Source organism: Micromonospora sp. NPDC005305, from assembly GCF_040607315.1.
In the GTDB taxonomy this organism is placed as follows: domain Bacteria; phylum Actinomycetota; class Actinomycetes; order Mycobacteriales; family Micromonosporaceae; genus Micromonospora.
Window position 1 is genome coordinate 350396 of the sequence record NZ_JBEXGL010000007.1, and the last position, 18645, is coordinate 369040.

At 74.6% G+C, this 18645-nt stretch carries 17 protein-coding genes and 1 pseudogene; 7 read left to right on the forward strand and 11 right to left on the reverse strand.

What is annotated here, in order from left to right:
- Both ABZS80_RS15430 and ABZS80_RS15435 read left to right on the forward strand, forming a co-directional pair.
- The gene (locus ABZS80_RS15430) at positions 1-747 is read left to right on the forward strand and encodes an ABC transporter ATP-binding protein (RefSeq protein ID WP_355056282.1); all 747 of its coding nucleotides are present in this window, start codon (positions 1-3) and stop codon (positions 745-747) included.
- A gap of 49 nt (positions 748-796) precedes the next feature.
- A complete protein-coding gene (locus tag ABZS80_RS15435; RefSeq protein ID WP_355056283.1) occupies positions 797-3625 on the forward strand; it encodes an FtsX-like permease family protein in 2829 nt (942 codons plus the stop codon).
- 36 nt (positions 3626-3661) lie between these two features.
- On the opposite strand, the gene glmM is transcribed toward ABZS80_RS15435, so the two are convergent.
- The 7 genes from glmM to ABZS80_RS15470 form a co-directional block, all read right to left on the reverse strand.
- Positions 3662-5020, reverse strand: a complete 1359-nt coding sequence (gene glmM, locus ABZS80_RS15440; protein WP_355056284.1) for a phosphoglucosamine mutase — start codon at positions 5018-5020, stop codon at positions 3662-3664.
- Positions 5021-5136: 116 nt separating this feature from the next.
- Positions 5137-5601, reverse strand: coding sequence for a 30S ribosomal protein S9 (gene rpsI / locus ABZS80_RS15445; RefSeq protein WP_088991922.1), 465 nt, complete (start codon positions 5599-5601; stop codon positions 5137-5139).
- Between the two features lie 20 nt (positions 5602-5621).
- A complete protein-coding gene (gene rplM, locus ABZS80_RS15450) occupies positions 5622-6065 on the reverse strand; it encodes a 50S ribosomal protein L13 (protein ID WP_091262713.1) in 444 nt (147 codons plus the stop codon).
- 211 nt (positions 6066-6276) lie between these two features.
- Complete coding sequence (locus ABZS80_RS15455; protein ID WP_355056285.1) at positions 6277-7650, reverse strand: nitrate/nitrite transporter; 1374 nt, start codon at positions 7648-7650, stop codon at positions 6277-6279.
- Positions 7651-7772: 122 nt separating this feature from the next.
- A complete protein-coding gene (locus tag ABZS80_RS15460) occupies positions 7773-8066 on the reverse strand; it encodes a type II toxin-antitoxin system PemK/MazF family toxin (protein ID WP_355056286.1) in 294 nt (97 codons plus the stop codon).
- Positions 8056-8316: a DUF6364 family protein gene (locus tag ABZS80_RS15465; protein WP_355056287.1), complete on the reverse strand. Its 261-nt coding sequence runs from the start codon at positions 8314-8316 to the stop codon at positions 8056-8058. Before ABZS80_RS15465 ends, ABZS80_RS15460 begins: the two co-directional genes overlap by 11 nt.
- A 78-nt stretch (positions 8317-8394) precedes the next feature.
- Positions 8395-9090 carry a class I SAM-dependent methyltransferase gene (locus ABZS80_RS15470; protein WP_355056288.1) on the reverse strand — a complete coding sequence of 232 codons (696 nt, stop codon included), beginning with the start codon at positions 9088-9090 and terminating at the stop codon, positions 8395-8397.
- A 147-nt stretch (positions 9091-9237) separates the two neighbouring features.
- Here ABZS80_RS15470 and ABZS80_RS15475 point away from each other — a divergent pair, with 147 nt between their 5' ends.
- The 5 genes from ABZS80_RS15475 to ABZS80_RS15495 are packed head-to-tail and all read left to right on the forward strand — an operon-like array spanning position 9238 to position 16820.
- Positions 9238-11397 carry a molybdopterin oxidoreductase family protein gene (locus ABZS80_RS15475; RefSeq protein ID WP_355056289.1) on the forward strand — a complete coding sequence of 720 codons (2160 nt, stop codon included), beginning with the start codon at positions 9238-9240 and terminating at the stop codon, positions 11395-11397.
- On the forward strand, positions 11394-12872 hold the full coding sequence (locus ABZS80_RS15480; protein WP_355056290.1) for an FAD-dependent oxidoreductase: 1479 nt from the start codon (positions 11394-11396) through the stop codon (positions 12870-12872). The genes ABZS80_RS15475 and ABZS80_RS15480 overlap by 4 nt, the downstream gene beginning before the upstream one ends.
- Positions 12869-15397: a nitrite reductase large subunit NirB gene (gene nirB / locus ABZS80_RS15485; RefSeq protein WP_355056291.1), complete on the forward strand. Its 2529-nt coding sequence runs from the start codon at positions 12869-12871 to the stop codon at positions 15395-15397. Before ABZS80_RS15480 ends, nirB begins: the two co-directional genes overlap by 4 nt.
- The gene (nirD, locus tag ABZS80_RS15490) at positions 15394-15732 is read left to right on the forward strand and encodes a nitrite reductase small subunit NirD (protein WP_262283068.1); all 339 of its coding nucleotides are present in this window, start codon (positions 15394-15396) and stop codon (positions 15730-15732) included. The genes nirB and nirD overlap by 4 nt, the downstream gene beginning before the upstream one ends.
- On the forward strand, positions 15732-16820 hold the full coding sequence (locus ABZS80_RS15495) for a uroporphyrinogen-III synthase (RefSeq protein ID WP_355056292.1): 1089 nt from the start codon (positions 15732-15734) through the stop codon (positions 16818-16820). The genes nirD and ABZS80_RS15495 overlap by 1 nt, the downstream gene beginning before the upstream one ends.
- Positions 16821-16838: 18 nt before the next feature.
- Here ABZS80_RS15495 and ABZS80_RS15500 read toward each other — a convergent pair whose 3' ends face one another.
- From ABZS80_RS15500 to ABZS80_RS15515, 4 genes and pseudogenes are all read right to left on the reverse strand, one after another.
- Entirely contained in the window at positions 16839-17456 is a 618-nt protein-coding gene (locus ABZS80_RS15500) for an ATP/GTP-binding protein (RefSeq protein ID WP_355056293.1), read from the reverse strand.
- Entirely contained in the window at positions 17437-17799 is a 363-nt protein-coding gene (locus ABZS80_RS15505) for a DUF742 domain-containing protein (protein ID WP_091262733.1), read from the reverse strand. The genes ABZS80_RS15500 and ABZS80_RS15505 overlap by 20 nt, the downstream gene beginning before the upstream one ends.
- A gap of 65 nt (positions 17800-17864) precedes the next feature.
- Complete coding sequence (locus ABZS80_RS15510) at positions 17865-18272, reverse strand: roadblock/LC7 domain-containing protein (protein WP_151463699.1); 408 nt, start codon at positions 18270-18272, stop codon at positions 17865-17867.
- Positions 18269-18645, reverse strand: a pseudogene (locus tag ABZS80_RS15515) (ATPase); the annotation flags it as partial. The gene ABZS80_RS15510 and the pseudogene ABZS80_RS15515, both read right to left, overlap by 4 nt.

Here is an 18645-nt window from a genome sequence, read left to right on the forward strand (position 1 = left end):
ATGGACGCGACGACGGGCAGTACGGTACGCACCACCGGGCTGGTCCGGCAGTTCCGCAGCGGCACCGAGCGGCTCACCGCCGTCGACGACGTGTCGCTGGAGATCGCGGCGGGATCGGTGGTGGCGCTGACCGGGCCCAGCGGCTCCGGCAAGTCCACGCTGCTGCACCTCATCGGCGCGATCGAGCAGGCGGACCGGGGCACCGTGACGGTGGACGACGTGGAGGTGACCGCGCTGCGCCGGGCCGCGCTGGCCCGGTACCGCCAGCGGGTCGGTTTCGTCTTCCAGCGCTACCACCTGCTGCCGGCGCTGACCGTGCTGGACAACGTGATCGCGCCGGTGCTGCCGCGCCGGGGCCGCGCCGACCACACGGTCCGGGCCCGGGAGCTGCTGGACGCGGTGGGCCTCGCCGGCCGGGAACGCGCGCTGCCCGCCCAGCTCTCGGGCGGCCAGCAGCAGCGGGTGGCCATCGCCCGGGCCCTGATGGGCGCGCCCCGGCTCCTGCTGGCCGACGAGCCGACCGGCAACCTCGACTCGACCACCGGCGCCCAGATCCTCGATCTGCTGCTCGACCTGCGCGACCGGCACGGGATGACGATCCTGCTCGCCACTCACGAACAGGCGGTCGCCGCCCGGTGCGACCGCCTGGTCCGCCTCGGCGACGGCCGGCTGGTCGAGGACCTGGACCTCACCGACGGCGAGGACCCGGCGGAGACCTTCGAGCGGGCCTCCCGCCTGCGGCTGTAGGGCCACGGCGGCCCGGACGAGCAGCGATCCTACCGAGAGGCGGTGCGACATGGTCGGCTTCATCTGGCGCCAGCTACGCGGCCGAGCCGGACGTTCGGTGGCCCTGCTGGTCGGCGCGCTCGTCGCGACCACCAGCTTCATCGTCCTCACCAGCACCACGACGGCGTCCCGACTCCGGGTGATCGGGGCAGTGGAGCGGGACACCGCCGCCGCCTACGACATCCTGGTACGGCCGAGAGGCAGCCGGACCGCCCAGGAGGTCGACCGCGGGCTGGTGCAGCCCAACTATCTGTCCGGGCTCTTCGGTGGCATCACGATGGCCCAGTACCAGCAGGTCGCCGCCGTCAACGGGGTGCGGGTCGCGGCACCGATCGCCATGCTCGGCTACTCCACCCGGGCGGTTCCGGTGCAGGTGGACATCACGGCCGCGGTGGACCGCGACGCGGAACGGCAGGTCATCCGCATCGATCCGACCTTCGCCGCCGAGCGGGGGCTGTCCCGCGCGGCGGCCCGCCCGCACTTCGCCTACCTGACGCGGAACGAGGTGGTCTACCCGGACTTCGGCGGGGCGGACGAATCGGGGCCGGTACGGCACAGCAACGGCAAGTCCTATCCGGTGGGGCAGTGCGAGGGGGGCTTCTTCGGCGTTCCCCTGGAGGTATTCGCGAACGGTCGGGCCGAACCCATCTGCGGCCCACCCGAAGCGGGCGGCGCCGCCGGCACAACCCGCTCCGATCTGGAGGAGAATCCCTTCGTGCCGTTCCGGCTGCTCCCCGACGGGCGGTTCGAGGTGATGGGAGTCGAGCGCGACGCGCAGGGCGTCGAGCGGCGCGTGAGCGTCGTCGACCGCTTGGTGGTCTCGATCCCCTGGTACGTGCCCTTCCTGATCGCGGCCGTCGACCCGCCGGCCGAGGAGCGGCTGGTCGGGCTCTCCGGCGCCGTCGTGGCGGGCCGGTCGCTGCGCACCGACGACCTGCCGATGGACCTACCCGGAATCCAGAACCGGCAGTTCCCGGTGCTTGCCACCAACCGCCCGTACCTGGACGGCGCCGTCTCGGTATCCCTCTCCCGGCTCCGCCCCGACCGGGTCGCCGGCCTCTCCGGCGCGGTGGTGGCCCGCGCGTTGGAGACCTCCGACCGGATCGCCGTCGGCTCCATGCGGCTGGACGTCGAGGCCGCGCATCGCGCCCAGATGACGGCGGAGGTCCCGGGCGGTGGCGACTGCTGCTACGGCGCCCTGTGGCCGCTGGTGCAGGCCGGGCAACCCGGCTACGACGAGCTTCCGGGCGGGGTGCTGCGGGCCCGGACGGTCGAGCCGAATCCCGGGGTGTACGCGCTGCCCAACGAGGTGACGGCGGTGCCATGGCTCAGCGCGGACGTCTCGTTCCGCCCGCTCCACCGGCTGGAGATCCGGGACACCGAAGCAACGCGCTATCCCGGATGGCAGCCGGTGGGCGTCTTCGACCCGGAGCGGCTGGCCCGGTTCGCCGACCTGTCCCGGGTGCCCCTGGAGACCTATGAGCCGCCGACGGCTGAGGGGGCCGACCCGTCCAGCCGCGGCGCGTTGGGCGGTCAGCCGCTGTTGCCCAGCGGCAACCCCGGCGGCTACCTGGGCACCCCGCCGTTCCTGCTGACGAACCTCGCCGCCCTGCCGAAGCTCCTGGAGGATGCGACCGGCCCGCAGCGGTCCGCACCGATCAGCGCCATCCGGGTACGGGTGGCGGACGTCGACGGCTACAGCGAGCGCTCGGCGGAACGGGTCCGCTTGGTGGCGGAGCAGATCGCCCAGGCCACCGGGCTCGACGTGGACATCACCCTCGGCTCTTCCCCCGCCCCGCAGAGCGTCGAGCTGCCCGCCGGATCGTTCGGCCGCCCCGCGCTCCGCCTGACCGAGAACTGGTCCGCCCTCGGTGTCGCGTCCGTCATCGTGCAGGCGGTCGACCGCAAGAGCGTCCTGCTCTTCCTGCTCGTCCTGCTCGTGTGTGGGCTGTTCCTGGGCAACGCGGTCGCCGCGGCGGTCCGGGACCGCAGGTCCGAACTGGCCCTGCTCGCCTGCCTCGGCTGGCCGGCGCGGCGGATCAGCCTGTTCGTTCTCGGCGAGGTGGCCACCCTCGGCCTCATTGCCGGGCTGCTCTCCCTCGCGCTGGCGACACCGGTCTCCGCCGCGTTCGGGGTCGACGTCGGCTGGCGCCGGGCTCTTCTCGCCGTCCCCGTGGCGCTGCTGCTGGCTCTCGTCGCGGGTCTGCTGCCGGCGCTGCGCGCCAGTCGCGCACATCCGGCGGCCGCTCTGCGACCGGCGGTCGCGGCGGCCCGTCGGGCGGGGCGGCCGCGGACCGTGTTCCGGCTGGCACTGAACAACCTCGCCCGCACGCCGGGGCGGACCCTGCTCGGCGCGGGAGCGCTGGCGATCGGGGTCGCCGCGCTGACCCTGGTGGGTGCCGTCTCGTACGCCTTCCGGGGAGCGGTGGTCGGGAGCCTGCTGGGCGACGCCATCTCACTCAGCGTGCGCGGCCCGGACGGGGTCGCCGCGGCCGCGACCGTGCTGCTCGGCACGGCCGCCGTAGCCGACGTGCTCTATCTCGGCATCCGCGACCGGGCCGCCGAGTTGGCCACCCTCCGTGCGATCGGCTGGACCGAGGCGACACTCGGCCGGCTGGTCTGCTACGAAGGTCTCGCCCTCGGTGTGCTCGGCGCGGTCACGGGAGCCCTGCTCGGCCTGCTCGGCACGGTGGGCCTGATCGGCTCGCTGCCCGGCAGCCTGCTGCTGGTGGCCGTCGCGACGGCGGCCGTCGGCACCGTCGTCAGCTGCCTGGCGGCGCTCCTGCCGGCGACGCTGCTGCGCCGGCTCTCCACCGCGCGGCTGCTCGCCGAGGAGTGACGAGCAGCCGACGCGTCAGCGGCACCGGCCGCTCGGTCAGGATGCCACCGGGCTGGCGCTGCGGACCTGATCCGCGATGCGCTCGGCCACCGATCGGGCGGTCGACTCGGTGGCCGCCTCGACCATGACGCGGACCAGCGGCTCGGTGCCCGAGGGGCGGAGCAGCACCCGGCCGGTCTCGCCCAGCTCGGCCTCGGCCCGGTCCACCTCGGCGCGGACGGCCGGCGCTGCGGCGCCGACGGTGCGGTCGCCGACCGGCACGTTGATCAGCACCTGCGGCAGCTTGGTGACCACGCCGGCCAGCTCGGCGAGGGACCTGCCGGTGGCGGCCATCCGCGACATGAGGTGCAGGCCGGTGAGCACGCCGTCGCCGGTGGTCGCGTACGCCGGCATCACGATGTGTCCACTCTGCTCGCCGCCGAGCGCCAGGCCGGAGGCGCGCAGCTCCTCCAGCACGTACCGGTCGCCGACCTTGGTCTCGACCAGCCGGATGCCCTGCGCGGACATGGCCAGCCGCAGGCCGAGGTTGCTCATGACGGTGGCGACCAGCGTGTCCTGGGTCAGCTCGCCGGCCTCCCGCATGGCCAGGGCGAGGATCGCCATGACCTGGTCGCCGTCGACCTCCTCGCCGTCGGCGGTGACCGCGACGCAGCGGTCGGCGTCGCCGTCGTGCGCGATGCCGAGGTGCGCGCCGTGCTCGACCACGGCGGCGCGCAGCGCCTCGATGTGGTTGGAGCCGCAGTCGTCGTTGATGTTCAGGCCGTCCGGCTCGGCGTAGATGGCGATCACCTCGGCGCCGGCCTCCCGGTATGCCACCGGGGCGACGTCGGCGGCCGCGCCGTTGGCGCAGTCGACCACGACCTTGATCCCGTCCAGCCGGTGCGGCACGGTGCCGACCAGGTGCTGGACGTAGTGGTCGGCGCCGTCGAGCAGGTCGTGCACCCGGCCGACCCCGGCGCCGATGGGGCGCTCCCAGGCGGTGGTGGCGTTCGCCTCGACGGCGGCCTCGATCCGCATCTCGATCTCGTCGGGCAGCTTGTGCCCGCCGGCGGCGAAGAGCTTGATGCCGTTGTCCGGCATCGGGTTGTGCGAGGCGGAGAGCATGACGCCCAGGTCGGCCTTGGCCTCGGCGGTGAGGAACGCCACCGCGGGGGTGGGCAGCACGCCGACCCGCACCACGTTGGCGCCGGCGCTGGTCAGCCCGGCGACCACGGCGGCCTCCAGCATCTCGCCGCTGGCCCGGGTGTCCCGGCCCACCACGGCGAGCGGCGGATGGCTCTTGTCGGTCTCGGCCAGCGTGTGGGCGGCGGCGACCGCCACCGCGAGCGCCAACTCCGGGGTGAGATCCGCGTTCGCCCGCCCGCGTACGCCGTCCGTGCCGAACAACCGGCCCATACCCGCCAACCTCCGATGGAACTGCCGTTGAGAGGAGAAAACGGAACGGCCGGGCCACCTCCCGGAGTGGGAGGCGGACCCGGCCGTCCGTCAGAAGTACAAGGCGCTGCTGGTGATCAGCGCTTCGAGTACTGGGGAGCCTTACGGGCCTTCTTGAGGCCGTACTTCTTGCTCTCCTTGACCCGGGCGTCACGGGTCAGGAAGCCGGCCTTCTTGAGGGCCGGGCGGTCGTCGGGCTCGCTGACGATCAGCGCCCGGGCGATGGCGAGGCGCAGCGCGCCGGCCTGGCCGGTGGTGCCGCCGCCCCGCAGGTTGGCGATCACGTCGAAGGCCTCGGGCTTCTCGGCGGTGACCAGCGGGTCCTTGATGAGCTGCTGGTGCACCTTGCTCGGGAAGTAGGCCTCGAGGTCGCGGCCGTTGCAGGTGATCTTGCCGCTGCCCGGGACGATGCGGACCCGGACGATGGCTTCCTTGCGCCGACCCACGGTCTGGATCGGGCGGTCGCCACGAGGCGCGCGCGCGACGGGCGCCGGCGCCTCGGTGGCCTCGGGGGCGACCTCGGTGGCGGTGATGTCGGTCATGCTGCTTCCTTCGCCCGCGCTCACTGCGCGATCTGCTTGATCTCGAACGGCACCGGCTGCTGCGCGCCGTGCGGGTGCTCGGCACCGGCGTAGACCTTCAGCTTCTTGAGAATCTGACGGCCCAGCTTGTTGTGCGGAAGCATGCCCTTCACGGCCAGCTCGATGGCCCGCTCGGGCCGCTTGGTCAGCAGCTCGTCGTAGCCGACCTGCTTCAGACCACCCGGGTAGCCGGAGTGGCGGTAAGCGATCTTGGTCTGCCGCTTGTTGCCGGTCAGCGCGACCTTGCCCGCGTTCACGATGACGACGAAGTCGCCCGTGTCGACGTGCGGCGCGAAAGTCGGCTTGTGCTTGCCACGCAGCAGCGTGGCGGCGTGGGTCGCGAGGCGGCCCAGCACGACATCAGAGGCGTCGATGACGTGCCACTGACGCTCGATCTCACCCGGCTTCGGGCTGTACGTACGCACAGGTCTACCTTGTCTCGTCGTCGGTCTGGGGTCGCGCGCCGAGGTGACCAGGGCTTCCCCGGCCGGACCAGCGCGCACGAACGACCAAGCGTACCTGATGCGGCACGCCTAAGAATGTCGTACAACAGCAGGCAACGATACCCGGCCGTGCGGCGGCAGGTCAAAACGGGGGGGTCGCCCCGTGTGGCCTGCGCCTTTGCCATGGCGGAGGTCACACCCCGGACAGCTTACGCGGCCCCGGCCGCAGGTACACGGCCCAGGTCACCAGGAAACAGAGCGCGTACCAACCGAGGAAGGCCAGGTAGGCGGCGTCGGCGGTGCCGGAGGCCAGGAACGACTGCCGGAACGCCACGTTCACCAGCACCCCGCCCGAGGCGCCGACCGCCCCGGCGATGCCGATGACCGCCCCGGAGAGGCGCCGCGCCCGCCGCTCGGCCGCCTCCCGGTCCCCGGTCAACTCCGCCTCGGCGGCGGCCCGGGCACGGAAGATCGCCGGGATCATCTTGTACGTCGACCCGTTGCCGATGCCGGAGAAGACGAACAGCGCCAGGAACCCGGCCAGGTAGAGCGGGAAGGACCGGTCCCGGGCGGCGTACAGCACCAGGGCGGCGCCGGCCGCCATCGCCACGAAGTTGCCGAAGGTCACGCGGGCCCCGCCGAGCCGGTCGGCGAGGTGGCCGCCGAACGGCCGCACCAGCGAGCCGATCAACGGCCCGAGGAACGTCAGCCAGGCGGCGTCGACCGGCGTCGGGAACCGGTCGTGGAACTGGAGCTGGAGCACCTGGCCGAAGGCGAAGCCGAAGCCGATGAACGAGCCGAAGGTGCCGATGTAGAGCAGCGACATCACCCAGGTGTGCGGGTCGCGGGCCGCCGCGCGCAGCGCGCCCGGCTCGTTGCGCGCCTCCGGGAGGTTGTCCAGCCGGCGCGCCGCGACCAGCGCAGCGAGCACGATCAGCGGCAGGTAGACCGCCGGCACCAGCCGGGGGTACGCCGCTCCGGCGGTGGCCAGCACCGCCAGGCCGACGAGCTGCACGGCCGGCACGCCGAGGTTCCCGCCGCCCGCGTTGAGCCCGAGCGCCCGGCCCTTGAGCCGCTCCGGGAAGAACAGGTTGATGTTCGCCATGGAGGAGGCGAAGTTGCCGCCGCCGACGCCGGTCAGGCAGGCCAGCACCATGAGCGTGGCGTACGACACGCCGGGCTCGATCAGCACCGCCATGGGCACCGCCGGCACCAGCAGCAGCAGCGCGCTCACGACCGTCCAGTTCCGGCCGCCGAACCGGGCCACCGCCAGGGTGTACGGCAGCCGCAGCACCGCGCCCAGCGCGGCCGGCACGGCGGTGAGCAGGAACTTCCCGGCCGGGTCGATGCCGTACTCGGGGCCCAGGAACAGCACCGTCACCGACCAGAGGCTCCACACGGAGAACCCGACGTGCTCGGCGAAGATCGAGACGTACAGGTTCCGGCGGGCGATCGGCGCGCCGGTCGTGGCCCAGAACCCCGGGTCCTCCGGGCGCCATTCGGTGATCCGCCCCGGCCGCGCGGCGGCGGCCGGGGCCGGGGTGGTGGGGGAAGCGAGCGTGCTCACGGCGACTCCTCCTCGTCGGTGACGAGGGGGACGCTAGGAACGGGCGGTTTCCCGGCCGTGCCGGGCGCGGGTCGGCCGGGAAACGGAGATCGCACGTCCGCCGGCGGGCGGCGGTGAAGCGCTCAGATCTCCTGGAGGATGCGCAGCGCGCGGCCGACCCGCTGCATGGTCTCGGTGTCGGCCACGTCCACGCACTCGGTGAACCACTTCTTCATGGGCGAGGAGAGCCGGTCGGGCATCACCACGTAGCCGCCCATCTGCACGGCCAGGGGCGAGTCGCGCAGCAGCGACTCCTCGACCACCTCGACCACGATCACGATCGGGACGGCGGTGGAGTTGTAGACGTCGGAGCTGATGACCAGGCCGAGCCGTTCCCGGGCGCCGGAGATGCGCCAGACCTCTCCCCTACGCAGCACTCGGGCGCCCGCCGCCGAACAGCGCGTCGTCGACCAGCGCGGCCTCCTGGGCGTCGGCCAGCGCGGCGGACTCCAGGTCGAAGCCGGCGCGGGCGACCGCCTCGGCGTGCGCCGTGAACACCTCGCGCAGCGCCTTCTCCCGGGCGGCCCGGTCCATCCAGGCGGAGAGGGAGAGCCCTTCCCGCTTGGCGAACCGGCGCGCCTCCTCGATCGTCTCGTCGGAGAACGACAGTGTCACCTTGGCGGTCATGCCGGTCAGATTACCCACTGGTATGACCGCCAGTCATCCCCGCTCGCACCGGTCGGCGAACCGGACACGCGGGAGCGCTCAGGGACGGCGTCCGCCGAACACGGCGAACCGCCACTCCTTGAAGAAGCAGTCCACGTCGACCAGGCCGGCCTCGCCGAGCCAGCGGCACTGGTCGGTCACCGGCGCGGGCCGGTCGTGCCGCATGCGCTCCCGGGCCGCGGCGACCTCCCCGGCGTCCGAGCCCAACTCGGTGATCCGGGCCGTCCACACCTCGTCGTAGCGCCGGTCCAGGGCCGGGGTCGGGCCGGCCACCTGCTCGGCGTTGACGAAGACGCCGCCCGGCGCCAGCGCCTCGGCCGCCCGCCGGTAGAGCGCCCGCTTGCCGCCGTCGTCCAGGTGGTGGATGGCCAGCGCAGAGACCACCGCGTCGTAGCGGCCGGCGGGCAGCGGGTCGGCCAGGTCGGCGAGCACGGTGCGGTGCGGCATCCCGCGGGCGGCCAGGTGGTCGGCGGCCACCGCGAGCATGCCGGGCGCGCCGTCGACAAGCGTCACCCGGACCCCGGGGACCGCCGGGCCCAGCAGCAGGGAGAGCAGGCCGGTGCCCGCGCCCAGGTCCAGCACCTCCGGGGTACGCCCCGCGGCGAGCGCCGCCCGCAGCGGCGGCGCGGCCACCTCGACGGCCGTGCCGTAGAAGGCGTCGAAGCAGGGCACCAGCCGACGGCGGGCCGCGTCGTAGCTGCCCGCCACCGCGTCGAACGCGTCCGCCACACTCATCGCGTCTCCCATTATCCGAGATATTCGTCCCACATTCTAATTGCTGGCGACCGGCCCGTCACTCCCCGGGCGGTGTGAGCTGCTCTTGACAGGACCGAAACAACCGGGACCCGGAGCGGAAACCGCTCCCCGGCACGCTTTGCCGGCATGACAGACGGTGCACGCCTGGCGACGCAACCGGGGGTACGGCCTCGGGAGGCGGCCACGCACTGCCCGTACTGCGCGCTCCAGTGCGGCATGGTGCTGCGCGAGACCGCGGGACGCGTCGAGGTCGCACCCCGGGACTTCCCCACCAACCGCGGCGGCCTGTGCCAGAAGGGCTGGACCTCCGCCGAACTGCTCGACCACCCGGACCGGCTGACCACCCCGCTGCTGCGGGACCGGCCCGGCGGTGAGCTGCGCCCGGCGAGCTGGGACGAGGCGCTCGACCGGGTCGCGGGCGGGCTGCGGGCGATCCAGGAGCGGCACGGGCCAGACGCCGTCGCGGTGTTCGGCGGCGGCGGGCTGACCAACGAGAAGGCGTACGCGCTCGGCAAGTTCGCCCGGGTGGCGCTGGGCACCCGGCACATCGACTACAACGGACGCTGGTGCATGTCCTCGGCCGCGGCGGCCGGACTGCGCGCCTTCGGCGTCGACCGCGGGCTCCCCTTCCCCCTCGCCGACCTGGGCCGGGCGGACACCCTGCTGCTGGTCGGCGCCAACCCCGCCGAGACCATGCCGCCGCTCATGCGCCACCTCGCCGACCAGCGCGAGCGGGGCGGCCGGCTCATCGTGGTCGACCCCCGGCTCACCGCCACCGCCCGCCAGGCCGACCTGCACCTGCAACCGCTGCCCGGCACCGACCTGGCCGTGGCCAACGCGCTGCTGCACATCGCGCTCACCGAGGGCTGGCTCGACCGGGCGTACGTGGCCGACCGGACCACCGGCTTCGACGAGGTCCGGCGGACCGTGGCGGGCTGCTGGCCGGCCGAGGCGGAGCGCCTCTCCGGGGTGCCGGTGGCCGACCTGGAGGCGACCGCCCGCGCCCTGGCCACCGTGGACCGCGCGGTCATCCTCACGGCCCGGGGCGCCGAGCAGCACGCCAAGGGCGTCGACACCGTCACCGCCTTCATCAACCTGGCGCTCGCCCTGGGCCTGCCCGGCCGCCCCGGCTCCGGGTACGGCTGCCTCACCGGGCAGGGCAACGGGCAGGGCGGCCGGGAGCACGGGCAGAAGGCGGACCAGCTCCCCGGCTACCGGCGGATCGACGACCCGGCGGCCCGGGAGCACGTGGCCGGGGTCTGGGGCGTCGACCCCGCGGCGCTGCCCGGACCGGGCGTACCGGCCTATCAGCTCCTCGACTCGCTCGGCACCCCGCACGGCCCCCGGGCGCTGCTGGTCTTCGGCTCCAACCCGGTGGTGTCCGCGCCCCGCGCGGCGCGGGTCGAGTCCCGGCTGCGCGACCTGGACCTGCTGGTGGTGGCCGACTTCCTCCGCTCGGAGACCGCCGACCTGGCCGACGTGGTGCTGCCCGTCGCCCAGTGGGCCGAGGAGGACGGCACCATGACCAACCTGGAGGGTCGGGTGCTGCGCCGCCGCGCGCTGCGCGAGCCGCCCCCCGGCGTCCGCACCGACCTCGCGGTCCTCGCCGCCCTCGCGGCCCGACTGAAAGGAGGGGCCCCTTCTTATCGCGAAATGCATAACAAGGGCCCCTTCCTAACGCCCGAGGAGGCGTTTCCGGCTGATCCGCGCGCGGTCTTCGCCGAGCTGCGGCGGGCCTCGGCCGGTGGGCCGGCCGACTACGCCGGGGTCAGCTGGGACCGGATCGACGCCGACACCGGCGTCTTCTGGCCCTGCCCGGACGAGGACGGGCCGGACAGCCCCCGCCTCTTCACCGACCGGTTCCCCACCCCGGACGGCCGGGCCCGGTTCCGCGCGGTGACCCACCGGCCGGCCGCCGAGCCGGTCTGCGCCGACTATCCGCTGCACCTCACCACCGGCCGGGTCCTCGCCCACTACCAGTCCGGCGCGCAGACCCGGCGGGTCGCCGCGCTGCGCCGGGCCGCCCCCGGCGGCTTCGTGGAGCTGCACCCCGACCTGGCCGGTCGGCTCGGCGTGGCCGAGGGCGAGGAGGTCCGGGTGGTCTCCCGCCGGGGCGAGCTGCGCGCACCGGCCCGGCTCAGCCCGGCGATCCGGCCGGACACCGTCTTCGCGCCGTTCCACTGGCCCGGCGCGGCGCGGGCCAACTCGGTCACCAACGACGCCGTCGACCCGGTCTCCGGGATGCCCGAGTTCAAGATCTGCGCCGTCCGGGTGGAGAAGGCATGACCGAGCGCATCGTGATCGTGGGATACGGCATGGCGGGCGCCCGCCTCGCCGCCGAGCTGCACGCCCGGGGCGGGGACCGGAAGGTCACCGTGCTCGGGGCGGAGCCGCACCGGGCGTACAACCGGATCCTGCTCTCCACCCTGCTCGCCGGGAAGCTCGACGAGCCGGACGTGGAGCTGGTCGAGGTCGCCGGGCAGGGCGCGGACGTCCGCACCGGCGCCGCGGTCACCGCCGTCGACCGGGCCGCCCGGGAGGTACGCACCGCCGACGGCGACCGGCACCGCTACGACCACCTGGTGCTCGCCACCGGCAGCCGGGCCCTGGTGCCGCCGCTGCCCGGGCTCGACCCGCTGCCCGACCGGGTGGTCCCGTTCCGCACCCTGGACGACTGCCGGCGGATCCTGGCCGCCGCCCGGGGCGCCCGCGGCGCCCTGGTGCTCGGCGGAGGGCTGCTCGGGCTGGAGGCGGCCCGCGGGCTCGCCGCGCGGGGCCTCGACGTGACCGTGGTCCACCCGGTCGGGCACCTCATGGAGCGGCAGCTCGACGAGCCGGCGGGCGCGGTCCTCGCCGGCACCCTCGCCGGGCTCGGGGTACGCACCCGGCTGGGGGTCACGGCGACCGGGGTGGCCGCCGACGCCCACGGGGTCCGCCTCCACCTCGGCGACGGCGACTCGCTCGCGGCCGACCTGCTGGTCCTCTCCTGCGGCGTACGCCCGGACACCGCGCTGGCCGCGGCCGCCGGGCTGGCCGTGGACCGGGGCGTGCTGGTGGACGACCGGCTGCGCACCAGCGACCGGCGGATCTCCGCCATCGGTGACTGCGCCCAGCACGACGGGACGCTGACCGGGCTGGTCGCACCGGCCTGGGCGCAGGCCCGGGTGGTGGCCGACGTGCTGACCGGCGCCGACCCGCTGGTCCGCTACCGGCCGCGGCCCGTGGTGACCCGGCTCAAGGCGGCCGGCATCGACCTGGCCGCGATGGGCGACGCCGCCGGCGCGCCGGACGGGGGCGGGCCGGTCGAGGAGCTGACGTTCGCCGACCCGGCCCGGGGCACGTACGCGCGGCTGCGGATCCGCGACGAGCGGCTGACCGGGGCGATCCTGCTCGGCGACAACCCGGCGGTCGGCACCGTGGTGCAGCTCTTCGACCGGGGCGCGCCGGTGCCGGCGGACCGGCGCTCGCTGCTGCTCGGGCGGGCGTTCGGCGCCGCACCGGCCACCCCCGCCGCATCCCCGGCGCTCATGCCGGACGCGGCCACGGTGTGCCAGTGCAACGACGTGAGCAAGGGCACGCTGGTGGCGTGCTGGCGCGCCGGTGCCCGGACCGTCGCGGAGCTGTCCGCCGCCACCCGGGCCGCGACCGGCTGCGGCGGTTGCCGGGACGCGGTGGCCGGCATCGCCGGCTGGCTCGCCGAGGTCGATCCGGTGGCGGGACACCGGGAACCGAGTACGGACCGTGTGGAGGTGACGGGATGAGCAGGCTGGTGGTCGTCGGCAACGGCATGGTCGGGCAGCGCTTCGTCGAGGCGTTGCGGGCCCGCGACCGGGAGGGGCGCTGGCGGGTCACGGTGCTCGCCGAGGAGCGGCGGCCGGCGTACGACCGGGTGCGGCTGTCCGCCTTCTTCGACGGGGTGAGCGCCGAGGAGCTGAACCTGCACACCCCCGACGACGGGGTGGAGCTGCGGCTGGGCGAGCCGGCGCTGGCCGTGGACCGGGCGCGGCGGGTGGTGCGGACCGCGGCGGGCGAGCACGCGTACGACGCGCTGGTGCTGGCCACCGGCTCGTCGGCGTTCGTCCCCCCGGTCGACGGCACGGACCTGCCGGGGGTCTTCGTCTACCGGACGCTGGACGACCTGGCGGCGATCCGGGCGCACGCGGCGGGCCGGCGCAGCGGGGCGGTGATCGGGGGCGGGCTGCTCGGCCTGGAGGCGGCCAACGCGCTGCGCCTGCTGGGCCTGGCCACCAGCGTGGTCGAGTTCGCGCCCCGGCTCATGCCGGCGCAGGTGGACGAGGCGGGCGGGGCGATGCTCCGGCGCTACGTCGAGGAACTGGGCGTCACGACGTACCTCGGGGTGGCCACCAGCGCGCTGCGCCCCGGCCCGGACGGGACGGTCGGCGCGCTGGAACTGTCCGACGGGCGCACGGTCCCGGCGGACCTGGTCGTGGTCGCCGCCGGCATCCGGCCCCGGGACGAGCTGGCCCGTGCGGCCGGGCTGCCGCTCGGTCCGCGCGGCGGGGTGCTGGTCGACGCGGGCTGCCGGACGGCGGACGAGCGGATCTGGGCGGTCGGCGAGTGCGCCGCCGTGGAGGGCACCTGCCACGGCCTGGTCGCCCCGGGGTACGCGACCGCCGAGGTGGTCGCCGACCGGCTGCTCGGCGGAGCGGCCACCTTCCCCGGCGCGGACACCGCCACGAAACTCAAGCTGCTCGGGGTGGACGTGGCCTCGTTCGGCGACGCGCACGGCGGCACCCCGGGCTGCCTCGACGTCACGTTCACCGACCCGGCCACCCGCGCGTACGCGAAGCTGGTCCTCTCCGACGACGCGCGGACCCTGCTCGGTGGCGTGCTGGTGGGCGACGCGAGCGCGTACCCGACGTTGCGGGCGAGTGTCGGCGGGCCGCTGCCCGTTCCCCCGCTGGCGCTGCTGGCCCCGGCGGGCGGTGCGGGCGGTGCGGGCGCCGGGGCCGGCGCGCTGCCGGCCGCCGCGCAGGTCTGCTCCTGCAACGCGGTGACCCGGGCCGACCTGGACGCGGCGATCGCCGGCGGGGCGACCGACGTGCCGGCGCTCAAGGCGTGCACCCGGGCCGGGACGAGCTGCGGCTCCTGCGTGCCGATGCTCAAGCAGCTCCTCGACGCGGCCGGGGTGGCGCAGTCCCGCGCGCTCTGCGAGCACTTCGACACCGGCCGGCAGGAGCTGTTCGACATCGTCCGGGTCCGGGGCGTCCGCACCTTCTCCCAGCTCATCGCCGAGCACGGGCGCGGGCGTGGCTGCGACATCTGCAAGCCGGTGGTGGCCTCGATCCTGGCCTCGCTCGGCACCGGGCACGTGCTCGACGGCGAGCAGGCGTCCCTCCAGGACACCAACGACCACTTCCTGGCCAACCTGCAACGCGACGGCAGCTACTCGGTGGTGCCGCGGATCCCCGGCGGCGAGATCACGCCGGAGAAGCTCATCGTGATCGGCGAGGTGGCCCGAGACTTCCGGCTCTACACCAAGATCACCGGCGGGCAGCGGGTCGACCTGTTCGGCGCCCGGGTCGAGCAGCTCCCGCAGATCTGGCGCCGGCTGGTGGACGCCGGCTTCGAGTCCGGTCACGCGTACGGCAAGGCGCTGCGCACGGTGAAGTCGTGCGTCGGTGCGACCTGGTGCCGGTACGGGGTGCAGGACTCGGTCGGGCTGGCCGTCGCGCTGGAGCTGCGCTACCGCGGGCTGCGCGCCCCGCACAAGCTCAAGTCGGCGGTCTCCGGCTGCGCCCGGGAGTGCGCCGAGGCCCGGAGCAAGGACTTCGGCGTCATCGCCACCGAGAGCGGCTGGAACCTCTACGTCGGTGGCAACGGCGGCTTCCGGCCCCGGCACGCCGACCTGTTCGCCACCGACCTGAGCACCGCCGAGCTGGTCACGCTCATCGACCGGTTCCTGATGTTCTACGTCCGCACCGCCGACCGGCTCCAGCGCACGGCCGCCTGGATCGAGGCGATGGACGGCGGCCTGGACCACCTGCGGTCGGTGCTCGTGGACGACTCGCTGGGGCTCTGCGCCGACCTCGACGCGGCCATGGCCCGGCACGTCGCCGGGTATTCCGACGAGTGGCGGGACGTGCTGGAGGACCCGGAGCGGCTGCGCCGTTTCACCTCCTTCGTCAACGCCCCCGACGTGCCCGACCCGTCCATCACCTTCGCCGTCGAGCGCGGCCAGCCGGTGCCCGCCCGCGACGCGCCGCCGGGCGCCGGCGGCCGCCGCCGGCCGGTCGCGCTGGGCCTTCCGGAGGTACGGCGATGAGGACGCTGGACTGGACGGCGGTCTGCCCGCTGGACCGGCTGGACCCCGACCGGGGCGTGGCCGCCCTGGTCGACGGGGTGCAGGTGGCTCTCTTCCGCACCGGCGGCGAGCTGTACGCGGTCGACAACCTCGACCCGGTCGGCGGCGCGCAGGTGATGTCCCGGGGGATCGTGGGCAGCCGCGGTGGCCTGCCGACGCTCGCGTCCCCGCTGCACAAGCAGGTCTACGACCTGACCACCGGGCGGTGCCTGGACCTCCCGGGCGTGGCGCTGCGGCGGCACGAGGTGCGCTGCCGGGACGGCCTGGTCGAGGTGCGGTTGCGGCAGGAGGAGTGATGCGGGAGGAACTGGCCGGTTTCACCATCGGGGTCACCGCCGACCGGCGGCGCGACGAGCTGGCCGCGCTGCTCCAGCGGCGCGGCGCGCGGGTGGTGCTCGCCCCGGCGCTGCGGATCGTGCCGCTGGCCGACGACACCGACCTGCGCGAGGCCACCCGGACCTGCCTGGAGCGCCCACCGGACGTGCTGATGGCCAACACCGGGATCGGGATGCGCGGCTGGCTGGAGGCGGCCGAGGGCTGGGGGCTGGCCGAACCGCTGCGCCGCGTGCTGTCCCGCTCGTACGTGGTGGCCCGCGGCCCCAAGGCGACCGGGGCGATCCGGGCGGCCGGGCTGCGCGAGCACTGGTCCCCCGCCTCGGAGAGCTGCGACGAGGTGGTCGAGCACCTGGTCCGGCGCGGGGTGGCCGGCCAGGTCATCGCGTTGCAACTGCACGGCGAGCGGCAGCCGGAGTGCACCGAGGCGCTGGAGGCGGCCGGGGCCACGGTGATCGAGGTGCCGGTCTACCGCTGGGCGCCGCCGACCGACCCGGCACCGCTGCACCGGCTCATCGACCTGGTCGTCGGGCGGCTGGTCGACGCGGTCACCTTCACCTCCGCCCCGGCGGCCGAGGCGCTGCTGCGGGCGGCCGGGGACCGGACCGAGACGGTGCTGGCGGCGCTCCGCGGGGACGTGCTGGCCGGCTGCGTCGGCGCGGTGACGGCCGAACCCCTGGTGCGGCGGGGGGTGCCGGTGAGCGCGCCGAACCGGGCCCGGCTCGGCGCCCTGGTGCGGACGATCGTCGACGAGCTGCCCCGCCGGACGGTGACCGTGAAGGCCGGCGGGCACCTGCTGACCCTGCGCGGCCACGCCGCGGTCGTGGACGGCGAGCTGCGCCCGCTCGCGCCGGCCCCGATGGCGGTGCTGCGGGCGCTGGCGGCCACACCGGGGAAGGTGCTGTCCCGCACCGCCCTGCTGCGTACCCTGCCCCGGGGCGCGGACGAGCACGCGGTGGAGATGGCGGTCGCCCGCCTGCGGGTCGGGCTCGACGCCCCCCGCGTGGTGCAGACCGTGGTCAAGCGCGGCTACCGGCTGCGGGTCGACTGACCCGCCACCGGCGGCGCGTCAACCGACCGGGGCCGCGAAGCCGTGCTCGGCCTGGAGCCGGAGCATGGCGTGCTCGACCACGGTCACCAGCACCTGCTTGACCGACTCCCGCCGCCGCGCGTCACACATCACCAGCGGCACGTCCGGCGGGATGGCCAGCGCCTCGCGGACCTCCTCCAGCTCGTACTGCGGCGCGTCGTCGAACCGGTTCAGCGCCACCACGTACGGCAGGTTGCGGTTCTCGAAGTAGTCCAGCGGCGCGAAGGCGTCGGTGATCCGGCGGGTGTCCACCAGCACGGCGGCGCCCACCGCACCCCGGATGATCTCGTCCCACATGAACCAGAAGCGGGTCTGGCCCGGCGTGCCGAAGAGATAGAGGATCAGGTCCTCGGCCATGGTGATCCGGCCGAAGTCCATGGCGACCGTGGTGGTCTCCTTGCCGGGCACCTTCGACGGGTCGTCGATGCCGACGCCCGCCGCGGTCATCAGCGCCTCGGTGGTCAGCGGCTGGATCTCGGAGATCGCGCCGACCAGGGTGGTCTTGCCCACCCCGAAGCCGCCCGCGATGACGATCTTCGCGGAGATGATCTCCCGGCTGCGGTTCGCCCCGGCGGGGTCATAGTTCGCGAAGTCCACTTAGCACCCTTCCAAGCAGGTTCATGCGCGCCGCGAACCCCGTCGCGGGAGCGGCAGTGTGTAGCGTCAGCAGGCCCTCGGCCACCATGTCGGCGACCAGCACCCGGGTGACGCCCAGCGGCATCCGGGTGTAAGCGGCGATTTCCGCCAGCGACTGTGCCCGGCCCTCACAGACCGAGGCGATGCGGTACTTGTCGTGCCCGGCGAACCGCGCCTCGGCCGACTGGGTGGGCGTGCACGACAGCACCGCCTCGAGCGCGATGTTCTGCAACGGCTCGGTGCGGCCACGGGTGACCGCGTACGGCCGCACCAGCGCGCCACGCGGATCTCGTCGTGGTTCCATCTCGCGATCACCTCCCCTCGTACGAGCCGGACGGGCTCCGGCTCACCAGGTCACCGGACGGCCGCTCAGGGCCGGACGGCGTCCCTCGGAAGCGGGACCAGCGCCTGGCCCACCCGTTCCACCAGCAGCGCCATCTCGTAGCCCACCTGACCGACGTCGCAGCTCCGCGCGGCCAGCACGGCCATCGACGAGCCGTCGCTGATCGACATGAGGAAGAGGTATCCGCTGTCCATCTCGATGACGGTCTGGAGCACTCCGCCGGCGCTGAACATCCGGGCGGCGCCCTCGGTCAGGCTCACCACGCCGGAGGTGATCGCGGCGAGCTGGTCGGCCCGATCCGTCGGCAGGTCGCGGGAGGAGGCGAGCAGCAGCCCGTCCGCGGACACCGCCACCACGTGGGCGATGCCCGCCACGCTGTCGGCGAAGTTGGTGAGCAGCCAACCCATGTCCTGCATGGCCGCTGGCCTGTTCATCGTTTCGTCTCCTTGGTCGAGGTGCTGTTCAGGTCCGCGCCGGCTGTCCGACCCCGCTGCACACCGCGGTGATAGGCCGACAGCAGGCCGCGTACTTCGTCCGGGGTGCGCCGGGCGGCGGCCCGGCTGCCCTTCGGCTCGATGCCGCCGGGCACGAGCTGCGCCTGCGGCACCCGCTTGGGTAGGCCGGAACGGGTGGTCCCGGCGTTGCTGGGCTCCGCGGCCTTGCTGGCCCGCGACCACCCCTCGTCGGCCGCCGTGCGCCACGCCTCCGGGTCGATCGGCGGCGGTGCGGGCGCCGGCGGGGGTACGGCCGCGGCGGGCGCCGGGGACGGGACCGCCGGCGGCGTGTACGGCGGTGGCGTGGCGAGCC